The sequence below is a fragment of the Mesorhizobium sp. M0244 genome, from assembly GCF_040321795.1.
Taxonomy (GTDB): Bacteria; Pseudomonadota; Alphaproteobacteria; order Rhizobiales; family Rhizobiaceae; genus Mesorhizobium.
The window spans coordinates 1-3859 of the sequence record NZ_JAMYSE010000176.1; the positions used below are offsets into that span (position 1 = coordinate 1).

3 protein-coding genes and 1 pseudogene are annotated in these 3859 nt (G+C 60.2%); 3 read left to right on the plus strand and 1 reads right to left on the minus strand.

The window, feature by feature from the left end:
* Nucleotides 1-99 (minus strand): annotated as a pseudogene (locus NKJ08_RS38155) (ParA family protein); the annotation flags it as partial.
* A 142-nt stretch (nt 100-241) separates the two neighbouring features.
* Between NKJ08_RS38155 and NKJ08_RS38160 the strand changes: the two are divergent.
* The 3 genes from NKJ08_RS38160 (at nt 242) to NKJ08_RS38170 (ending at nt 3412) form a co-directional block, all read left to right on the plus strand.
* On the plus strand, nt 242-466 hold the full coding sequence (locus tag NKJ08_RS38160; RefSeq protein ID WP_280952133.1) for a c-type cytochrome: 225 nt from the start codon (nt 242-244) through the stop codon (nt 464-466).
* 801 nt (nt 467-1267) lie between these two features.
* Nucleotides 1268-2410: an MFS transporter gene (locus NKJ08_RS38165; protein WP_352532622.1), complete on the plus strand. Its 1143-nt coding sequence runs from the start codon at nt 1268-1270 to the stop codon at nt 2408-2410.
* A gap of 810 nt (nt 2411-3220) precedes the next feature.
* A complete protein-coding gene (locus tag NKJ08_RS38170) occupies nt 3221-3412 on the plus strand; it encodes a DUF6494 family protein (RefSeq protein ID WP_023679340.1) in 192 nt (63 codons plus the stop codon).
* Nucleotides 3413-3859 lie beyond the last annotated feature (447 nt).

The following is a 3859-nucleotide window of genomic DNA, read 5'->3' on the forward strand; positions in this document are numbered from 1 at the left end:
CTGGTTCGGCTGAATTGGCGTCAGCACCAGGTCGGAGTTGCGGATGATCGTATCGCGGATGACGCTGTCGACGCCCGGTGAGTCCATCAGGATTACGTCGTAGACGCCGTCTTGTTCGGCAAGCATCGTGCGGAGGTGCATCAATGGCCAGGACCTCTAAGCCCTCAATCTCTTGCATCACCTTTCCAGCGATACCTTGCAAATCGCCGTACATGCCGACGGTCGACTCGATTACGCCTTGTTGGATGATGCTGAGCTCTATTGGATCATGCAAAACGGCATAAAAATGACCGGGATGCCTGCGTTTGGTTCAACGCACAACCAGGAAGAGCTATGGGCGATGGTGGCCTTTACCCGACGTCTTCCAGAGATGTCGCAATCGGAATACGAGAAAATCACCGAAGCCTCTGAAGGGCATCATCAGGCTGGAGGTGAAGACCGTGCACCGGCTGCGTTTCGCAAGTGAGTCGTACAGGGACTGCGGAAGGGCGGTCGTGATCGCTGTCCGGTCGTGGCGACAAAGGGCCGCCTGATCCTCGGCTGTAGATCGTGTTCGCGCATCAGGCGACGAATCTTCCCTGCCGCGCAGGGCGGTGACGCTTGATAGCCAGGTTCGAATTTGTCGCGGAGGGCGCTGCTGGGATCACCGGTCCTAACTTGGTAAGACGTGGGTAGGTTGGATTGTCCGGTTCAATTGGTCATGACTGCCACGCAACGTCCGCTTCCGCGACCACGATCTGACGGAACTTCTTCCGCGATGGCAGCCTTCTTTTCAGGTTGCGACAGACGCAGGACATCTTCGAGACAGAGCGCGCCGCCATCTCCGCTGCTGCCGTCCCGCGCCGCGAATTCACGCGGGCCAACTCGAGGACTACCTGAGGACAACCGGGGCGACGCGTTGGTGTATATGACGCTCGGCATGGTGAAGTGGGTGGAGCTTGGTGTCCGCACGCCCTGTATGCAAGGTCACGGGCAGGTTCTGACCCTATTCCCGACCTTGACAGCCAAGCGCAATATGCGCCAGTTGCGTCTTCGGTCGTTGCAAGCCTTGACACGATATGAATCAGCATTGTTGGGCGGCAGCCTGAGGATTGAAACCGATATTCGCCTCGCTGGAATGTCTAACGCGACTCCGTCATGATCTTCCGGCCCTGTCGAGCGACGCTGCCAAAGCCGGTGACGCCAACGCATGTGATGAGGGCAGGCTAGATCAGTGCAGCAGATCCGCCCGGCGACTTTTCTTTTTGCGGCCCGAGCCCTGCGCGACATGGGCGACGGCTTTGTGGCCGTTCTGTTGCCGGTCTATCTCCTCGCATTAGGCTTCGCGCCTCTGCAGGTCGGCATCATAGCAACCGGATCGCTGCTCGGTTCAGCGCTCTTAACCATCGCCGTCGGACTCCTTGGTGCCCGACACGATCACCGCCAACTCCTGCTTGCCGCCGCCAGTCTGATGGTCGCCACGGGTGTGGCCTTTGCTGTGGTCCACGACTACGCGCTGCTTTTGGTGATCGCCTTCGCAGGCACCATCAACCCGTCGGCCGGCAGCGTCAGCGTATTCGTGCCCTTAGAGCATGCCGTGCTCACACGCGAAGTCACCGACGCCGCGCGGACCAAGATGTTCGCGCGCTACAGCCTTGTGGGTGCGCTCGCAGCCGCGGTTGGCGCGCTCGCTTCGGCGACACCTGATCTTCTGGCTCCAGCCGGCCTCGATCAACTCACCGGCATCAAGGCGATGTTCGTGCTTTATGCGTTGCTGGGCCTGCTCGGCGGTCTCCTTTACGCGCAGATCCCGCAGCGCCGTCCAACGTCGGACTCCGGCAGCACGTCCGCGCTTGGCCCCTCGCGGAATATCGTTTTCAAGCTTGCGGCCCTTTTTAGCCTTGATGCCTTTGCCGGCGGCTTCCTCGTCCAGTCGCTGCTTGCCCTGTGGCTTTTCGAAAAATTCGACCTGTCGCTTTCGGAAGCGGGCTTTTTCTTCTTCTGGTCCGGCGTGCTTTCGGCGTTCTCATTCCCCGTTGCCGCCTGGCTGTCGCGGCATATCGGACTCATCAACACGATGGTGTTCACACACATTCCGTCCAGCATCGCCCTGATGCTGGCGGCGCTTGCGCCGACGCTCCCTCTGGCGCTCGCCCTGCTGCTGATCCGTGCCGCGCTTTCGCAGATGGACGTCCCGACGCGCTCGTCTTACGTCATGGCCGTCGTCACGGAGGCAGAGCGGGCAGCCGCCGCGAGCTTCACATCGGTCCCGCGCAGTTTGGCTGCCGCAGCCAGTCCCGCCCTGGCGGGCGCTCTGATCGCTGCCTCGTTCCGGGCATGGCCCCTCCTGATCTGCGGCACACTCAAAATCATTTATGATCTGCTGCTGCTGATGCAGTTCCAGAACGTCAAGCCGCCAGAGGAACGCTGATATTTGGGTTGCTTGACCGGGAGGGGTCAATCGCGAAGGCAAATGTTGGAAAGGTCGTCGATCACTTCGGCTCTGACTCCGGACTTGTCGAATGCCTAATGTGACCCGACATCCTCGACGCGATGCCTGCAGACCATCACCCGCAGCGCAGCAGACAACGAAAGTCTCCGCTGGGCTCTGCCGATCAGGCAGGCCGTGCTTTGTAAAAGCGGCACCAACCATCGGGGCTGATTTCACCCGCGACAATCTCGGATGCATTCGGCTTCAGGAAATGGGTGCACCCGGCGCAGCGGCGACCTTTGTTTGGAACATCCTAATAAAGCGCCACAGGCTTTGGGGTTGTTTCGGCGCCGCGCGCCGCAGGCTGACCTGTCATGCAGGAAGCAAGCCCACCTGCACCGGCAAATCGCCGCGCCGGTCGTCGAACCTTAAGAAATTTCCGGCGAGACAGCGCTTGGCCCGGCTCACATTGTGCCGACCCGCAATTTATCTCACCACGATGTCTTTAATGATCTTTCCTCCCAATCGAACCCAAAGAAGCGCCGAGTGCTGATCAGATCGATTTGAGGTACTCGATCAGATCACTCTTTTCCTGATCGGTCAGATCAAGGCCGAGATGGCCGTCATAGTGCTCCTTCTGCGCAAGACGTCGATCGGTTCCACTCCTCCTGCCAGGGGTCGATCAAGTTTAAGGACCCGACGTCTCCTCCCGGCTCGAGGTCTATTTCAATAAAACCGTACGTCACCGTCCTGCTTCCTTGATCCCTTGCCTTCCCTTACAATCCCTTCCGGACACAGAGGAGTTCCGCCATGAGCGAAGACGCCGTCAACATGTCGATCCGCAAGTTCCTGAAGGAAGTCGGCGTCACCTCCCAGCGCAAGATCGAGGAGACGGTGCGCGAAGGGCAAATCGGCGGCAAGAAGCTGAAGGTCCGCATGACGCTGACGGCGGAAGGCACCGGCCTCAACCACGTGGTGGACGGCGAGATCGAACTTCCATAAGCCGGGCGAAGCGACCTAGCGAAACGTCCGACGCGGCCGAAGGCGGTCGAGACGGATCAGCGGTTGGAATGGCGTCTGGCCGGGTCGATGTAGTACCGCTCACCCCACGCTCTTGCGACTCTGAGGGAACGCGAAAGACCGACCCTAAGCGGAAGCTCGCTCGCTCCGGGTCAATTCACGGCCATGACCCCAAGCGGACGCTCATTCGCCCCGGCCGAATTCACGCCCATGACCCGTTGGTGACCTTCGTTCCTCGTGCCGCGAATGACCGCTTAGCGCCCGATCTCGGCCGTAGAGATCAGCTTCTCCGCGTCCTGAAAGCAGATGAGGTGGATGGCTCCCGCTCCCGGCATCTGAGTGCCACAGTGGGTTTGCTGTCAGGCAACCCGAGCAAAGGAGCCATCCGCCATGCAGATTACCACCGTGGGCCTTGATCTGGCCAAGCGC